The organism is Roseburia faecis (genome assembly GCF_001406815.1).
GTDB classification, from domain to species: domain Bacteria; phylum Bacillota; class Clostridia; order Lachnospirales; family Lachnospiraceae; genus Roseburia; species Roseburia faecis.
In genome coordinates this window covers 1-6,131 of the sequence record NZ_CVRR01000035.1, presented here as the reverse complement: position 1 = coordinate 6,131, position 6,131 = coordinate 1, and the positions used below count along the sequence as shown (strand labels likewise).

General features: G+C 38.1%; 5 protein-coding genes and 1 pseudogene. 5 read left to right on the top strand and 1 reads right to left on the bottom strand.

Going from position 1 to position 6,131, the window contains the following annotated elements; translation table 11 throughout:
* Positions 1–113: 113 nt before the first annotated feature.
* The 5 genes and pseudogenes from M72_RS11200 to M72_RS11180 all read left to right on the top strand — a co-directional run.
* Positions 114–799: pseudogene (locus tag M72_RS11200) on the top strand (phosphohexomutase domain-containing protein); the annotation flags it as partial.
* 81 nt (positions 800–880) lie between these two features.
* Entirely contained in the window at positions 881–1,996 is a 1,116-nt protein-coding gene (gene glf / locus M72_RS11195; protein WP_055068280.1) for a UDP-galactopyranose mutase, read from the top strand.
* 11 nt (positions 1,997–2,007) lie between these two features.
* Positions 2,008–2,985: an acyltransferase family protein gene (locus tag M72_RS11190; protein WP_082413892.1), complete on the top strand. Its 978-nt coding sequence runs from the start codon at positions 2,008–2,010 to the stop codon at positions 2,983–2,985.
* Between the two features lie 27 nt (positions 2,986–3,012).
* Positions 3,013–3,837: a hypothetical protein gene (locus M72_RS11185; RefSeq protein ID WP_055068278.1), complete on the top strand. Its 825-nt coding sequence runs from the start codon at positions 3,013–3,015 to the stop codon at positions 3,835–3,837.
* Positions 3,838–4,029: 192 nt separating this feature from the next.
* A complete protein-coding gene (locus M72_RS11180) occupies positions 4,030–4,803 on the top strand; it encodes a hypothetical protein (RefSeq protein ID WP_055068277.1) in 774 nt (257 codons plus the stop codon).
* Between the two features lie 233 nt (positions 4,804–5,036).
* Here M72_RS11180 and M72_RS17195 read toward each other — a convergent pair whose 3' ends face one another.
* Positions 5,037–5,591 carry a hypothetical protein gene (locus M72_RS17195; protein ID WP_055068276.1) on the bottom strand — a complete coding sequence of 185 codons (555 nt, stop codon included), beginning with the start codon at positions 5,589–5,591 and terminating at the stop codon, positions 5,037–5,039.
* Between the last annotated feature and the right edge of the window lie 540 nt (positions 5,592–6,131).

Sequence of the window (6,131 nt, the reverse complement as noted above, 5' to 3'; positions counted from 1 at the left end):
TTTTTAAAAAAAAATAAAGCCCTATAGCCTTGAAAAATCAAGGCTTTGGGGCTTAAGTTGACCACATTGGGGTCTGACCCCATTAAAAAAATATAAACTTTTTTAATGGGGTACTGTTTGCCGATATTACGGAATCCGGAGCAGATGCATTTTTGCTGTATATTACCACTACGCCAAGTGTGGCATATGTAGTCCGTGATTTCCCTGTCTACCGATCTTACGATGGGATGCGCGTGGGATGGATTATTCCAACGGAAGTACGTTTAATATTGCAAAGAGTGTGTTTGATGCATTTGGTACCAAAACATATGTGGTTGGCATGAGCCGGACGGTACCGACATCAATATGGGATGTGGACCGGTGTATTGCCGTGGATGAGAACGGTATGGAAGTGCACGGGGATTATATCCTGTATGTCTGTGGGAAGTATCTGAAGGAATGTGGCCGTCAGCAGAATAATACGGTGGTTGCCACGATCATGTCCAACATGGGACTGTTCAAAGCAATGAAGCGCGAGGGCATCGAGGTATGTGTGACCACGGTTGGCGATAAGTATGTCAATGAGGCGATGGTTGCTAACGGATATGTGCTCGGCGGAGAGCAGTCCGGACATATCACTTTTAGTAAGCATGCGACGACCGGAGATGGAATCCTTACGGCATTGATGCTGATGGAGGTGATCCTGGAGAAGAAGCAGAGCCTCGGCACGCTGTGCTGGGGGAGGCAGATGTACCCACAGCTTTTGAAGAATGTGAAGGTTGAGGACAAGGCTGCGGTTACCGGCAATGCGCGTGTGCAGGCGGAGAAGTGATGGATTAATGAGTGAAAAAAGGATTGCATTGGAGAGCGATAAAAAATATTTGGAAAGGAACTAAGGAAAATGTACGACTATTTAATTGTTGGAGCTGGTTTATTTGGATCTGTCTTTGCAAGACAGGCAACAGATGCAGGAAAGAAGGTTCTTGTCATTGACAAGCGACCGAATATTGCGGGAAATGTGTATACGGAGGACATAGAGAAAATTCATGTACATAAGTATGGGGCACATATTTTCCATACAAACAACAAAGAAGTATGGGAGTATGTGACAAAGTTTGCGGAGTTCAACCGTTTTACAAATTCGCCGGTGGCAAATTACAAGGGAGAACTGTACTCTCTGCCATTTAACATGTATACGTTTAACAAGATGTGGAATGTGATTACGCCACAGGAAGCAGCTGCAAAGATTGAGGAGCAACGGAAAGAAGCCGGTATCACAGAGCCACAGAATCTGGAGGAACAGGCAATTTCTCTGGTTGGCAAAGATATCTATGAAAAACTGATCAAGGGATATACCGAGAAACAGTGGGGACGCGATTGCAAAGATCTTCCTTCCTTTATCATCAAGCGGCTTCCGGTTCGGCTGACATTTGATAACAATTATTTTAATGCACTGTATCAGGGAATTCCGGTTGGCGGATATACAAAGATGGTTGCAAATATGCTTGATGGGATTGAAGTTCGCCTGAATACAGATTATCTTGAAAATAAGGATGAACTGGATAAGCTGGCAGAGAAAGTGGTATATACGGGTGCTATTGATGCATATTTTGATTATAAACTTGGGGCTCTGGAGTACCGTTCCGTCCGTTTTGATACCGAAGTGCTGGATACTCCGAATTTTCAGGGAAATGCTGCGGTCAACTATACGGATCGTGAAACCCCGTGGACCAGAATTATTGAGCACAAGTGGTTTGAGTTTGGTAAGGATGATGAAGGAAATGACATTCCTAAGACTGTCATCAGCCGGGAGTACAGTTCCGAATGGAAAGTAGGGGATGAGCCGTATTATCCGGTCAATGATGAGAAAAATGGCAAGCTTTATCAGGAATATAAGAAACTTGCAGAAGACGAGAAGAACGTGATTTTTGGCGGACGTCTGGGTGAGTACAAGTATTATGATATGGATGCTGTTATTGCATCGGCACTAGGATTGTGTGAGAAAGAATTGGGGTAAAAGTTTAGGATATGAAGCATTACAGAGAAATTGATATTCTAAGAGGCATTGCAATTATAATGGTTTTTCTGGGACATGCTGTGATCGTATATCCGATTAATTTAGAAAATGTGGCATGGTGCAGAGGACTGGTAGCATTTATCAGCACTGTGCACATGCCGCTTTTCTTTGTTGTTGCAGGATTTTGCTTTCATCAGAAAAATACATATGGAGATATGGTACAGAAGAAAATACAAAGATTGCTTATTCCTTATACAGCATTTAATTTGATGGATATGTGCTGTCGACTGGCTTTTTCAAAATTGGTGAACCGACCATGTGGGATCAGAGAGAGTCTGATCAAGATAGTATTACATGGTGGGGAATATTGGTTTTTATATGTATTATTTCTTATGTGCATTTTGTGGGGATTGTTCCAGGGATGGGTGCGAAAGCGTATATGGCTGCAGGTGATTGTTGGGATTGGAGCGATTGCTCTTAATATGTTGCCTGTGTCATCTGATATTTTCAAGGTGGATTCTCTGTGCAAATATTTTATCTTTTTCTATGCTGGTTTTTTGATTCAAATCTATTTTGAAATTTTTCCTGAATGGAAGAAGATTTTGGATAATACAGGCGTTCTTATAATAGGATGCTTGGCTTTGGGGATGGTATTTGTGGCATGGTATATATGCAAGGTTACTTTTATTCCGCAACTGTGTGTCAGTGTTATTGGAATTTTTGTTTGCGTAGTGTTTGCTATAAAAATTTGTAACATAAGGCCGGGATTGGTCTTGGCAGATATAGGAAAGTATTCGTTGCAATTATATCTGTTGGATGGTTATTTTCTGGGAGTGTCGCGGACAGTTTTGGTGCAGGTGTTGGCTTGCACAAATCCACTTGTGATTGTGGCAGGGAATACTTTATTTGACTTGGCGGGAGCTTTTGGGACGGCTAAGTATGTGTTGATGAAGGCGAAGGTGCTTCGGGTTTTATGTGGGGAAAAATAATATAATTTTTTGCAGGGAGGATTATGTATGGATTTTCAAATTGTAATGGAGTTATCAGCAGTTGCTACAATAATTGGTGTAATTGTTTCATATTTCACATTTCATAAGACATCTAAGTTGAGTTACATTACGCAAGAAAGAAAAGAATGGAGAGCTGATATACGAAAAATTGTGGATGAGTTGGAGGTATGCCCCTTTTCAAAAAAGAAGCGGGTTTTAACAAAACTCAAAACCCGGATTAATACATATGGAAAATTAACAGAAGATGTTGGAAAAGATTCGCATATTTGGAAACAGATCGAAATAATTGAAAATTGCCGAGTGAAAGAATATGAGAAACAGAAAGATAAATTAATTCTGTTTTTATCTCTTTTACTGAAAGATGACTGGGAGAGAGCAAAAAAAGAAGTGATTGGGGAGCCGGCAAAGGGAATAATTACGGTATGCTTGTCATTTGCAATTATTTTTTCCTGGATTGGTATATTTCAAGCAAATGGAATAAACATAAGAGATGTCAAGGAAGTACAAAAAGGTATTATTTATACGAGCCCTGGGATGATCTTAATTATTATGGGGTTGATAGGTTGTTTTTTGATGATAAATGTGTTGAAACAACATTGTGAAGGAGAGATAGTAGTGATTGATGTGATTTGGACAATGGCACTTATATTTGGTGTATTGATATTAACTTTTGGAAATAAGCTATCCATTTTTATACAAGCAGCTATAGGAATGATTATTTTTTCTGGAGTGTTAAGTTTGTTACTCGATATTGGAAAATATGTTCAAGGAAAAAGGTATAAATCATATGTAGATAAAATTAAAGGAGATGAAAAAAGCGGTTCAAAATAGCTACTGGTTCAAAGGAATGGCATTGAGTAAGTTAGTTAAAATAAATGAATAGAAATGGATGGAAAAGCAGAAAGAGAAATTTGACTTGTGTTAGGTCTAGAGGGGCATCAATTTGATATGTGGTCATGTATAAAAAATATTTTTTTGAAAATACTAGACATAAATAATGCGATAATTTTTTGAGGTAATATCATGACATCATTAAAATATGAATTAAGAGGATTTGATGGAATTATTTTAGATGAAGATATGTGGATGGTATTGGAAAGTCAATATATATCTAGAATTCGGTTGACAAATGACTTTAAAATATTAGAAATTATTTTGAAAGAGAATATATTATACCGTAATAATCAAGAGCCGATTGAAAAAGCGGTGACAGAAATTTTTGTAAATATTTTATTGAAGATCAAGGGACATTTTCAATGTCCGGAACTAGTTTTGACAGATATTATGGGGGAAGACAACGGGAGAAGTGAAAATAGAATATTCATAGCAAATCCTCCGTCCCCTGCTAGATTAATGCTAAAGACTAGAGATGTATACAAAAACATCGTTGAAGATAATTTTACAAAAAATGCAGAGGTGGAATGGCAAATTATCTATGCTATGTTGCACAATGAAAACAAAGTTGTATCATTTATGAGTTTATACGATTATCTAATGGAAATGTTATGGCAAATACATCATCCTTCAGACGAAAGAGCAAAGCAATACCATGTGATTTCTTATCTGGAGGAACATAAAGAACAGTATGGAGATGATTTAATATTTTTTAAAGTTAATAAAAATAATAAAGAAAAAACAGTGGATATACTGACGTATCGGAGAAATGAAATTGGTCATGCGAGAATGAAAAACGATTTGGAAGAATATAGAAATTTAGGAAAACGTATTGATGACGGAATAATTAGATTAACTTTACAGGTTATTAATAATGTTCTTATGGAACAAAAAAAGCTATGAAACAGGGGGCTATAGTGGCTCAGTTGTCAAGACAAAAATCTAAGATTTTTATAATGAACTGATATGGTGGGGTGGCAAGAGGCAATGCCATTAAGCCAGTTGTTCGAAGTTTTGTTCGATAGCTCAGTTGTTGTCAAATATCCGGTATTTTGAACTCAAAAAGCCAAAAACAGGTATGCCAAAAAGACAGATGCTGTCCATCTGCCGAAAAGAAGGATATTCAGTTGCAGAACTTACCGATATCCAAAATGAATTGCGCTGATTCCACGGAGAGGCCGTTGAAACTGCCGGAACCTGTCTTTCACTGTGTGGACATATTTCATCATCAGCTGGATAATATCGATGTGCCTGCCGGAATCCCTGCGCATGAAGAACTTTCTGGCTGTTTTTAATGCTGAAGAAAAGTCAAGTTCATAGAGATACTTGTTGTTGCCATCCCGTTTCTTTTTCTGGTTTTCTTCTGCCGCTTCGTTTGCGATAAAGATGCTGAAATTGTACAGAATCAGGCGGGAATAGATTTCCTGTGTATTCTCAGTGGTTTTGATCTTAACAACGCGAAACTGCAAGAAATAAAGATGACTGTGTTTTTTCCTGAGAAGCTCATAAAAATGAGGGGTATTTTTACTGGGATTGATGTAGCGGTAAACATCTGACTGGCTTTTCATAATATTTGTGGCTTTATCCGTAAAAAAGCGCTTTATCGTAACGTCGAATTCTTCAAGATCATCCGGAAGCTCAGATGCATAATAAGAAAGAATGCTTTTTGGGGAAGGCTTTGCTGATAACATCAACAAAACCATTTAAGTGCATGTGGTTGTAACCTTTATAGTCGATAATCCGAGGCTTATTATAGTCCTCGATAATATCAGAATTGGTAGCATAGACAACGTGGCACCCATCGCAGGCGAGAATACAATGGCCTTTGAATTTGTCCGTAGTAGTTTCCCAAGATGCTGGCGTGTAAAATCGTGGCCAGGATTTTTGGAAAAGAGCCAATGATGTTCAGCCATGGATAAGATGATAGAATTCAATTTTTCTTTTACATTTGACGGATAATGGTTCATAGCATGTCAATAGAAAAATGCAAAAAGAAACATAAAATATGTTACATAAATGTTAAATAAGTGCCAGCCCAAAAATAGAACAAAATACGAAAAGCTGTGTGTTGTCAGTGTTATAATAATTTTAAAAAAAGTGCTGTTAAGCTAGAGAAGCTAAATGGCATTGCAGTAAAAGGGGTCTGACTCCAATGTGGTCAACCTAATGTCAACTTAAGACAAGTGCCTGCTCAGGTTAATGACTAACGGTGCGAAATTGAGAAAAGAGGA

Coding starts and splice junctions, on each gene's coding strand:
- M72_RS11185 (WP_055068278.1), top strand. CDS start 3,013: ATGGATTTTCAAATTGTAATGGAGTTATCAGCAGTTGCTACAATAATT.
- M72_RS11180 (WP_055068277.1), top strand. CDS start 4,030: ATGACATCATTAAAATATGAATTAAGAGGATTTGATGGAATTATTTTA.
- M72_RS11190 (WP_082413892.1), top strand. CDS start 2,008: ATGAAGCATTACAGAGAAATTGATATTCTAAGAGGCATTGCAATTATA.
- glf (WP_055068280.1), top strand. CDS start 881: ATGTACGACTATTTAATTGTTGGAGCTGGTTTATTTGGATCTGTCTTT.
- M72_RS17195 (WP_055068276.1), bottom strand. CDS start 5,591: ATGTTATCAGCAAAGCCTTCCCCAAAAAGCATTCTTTCTTATTATGCA.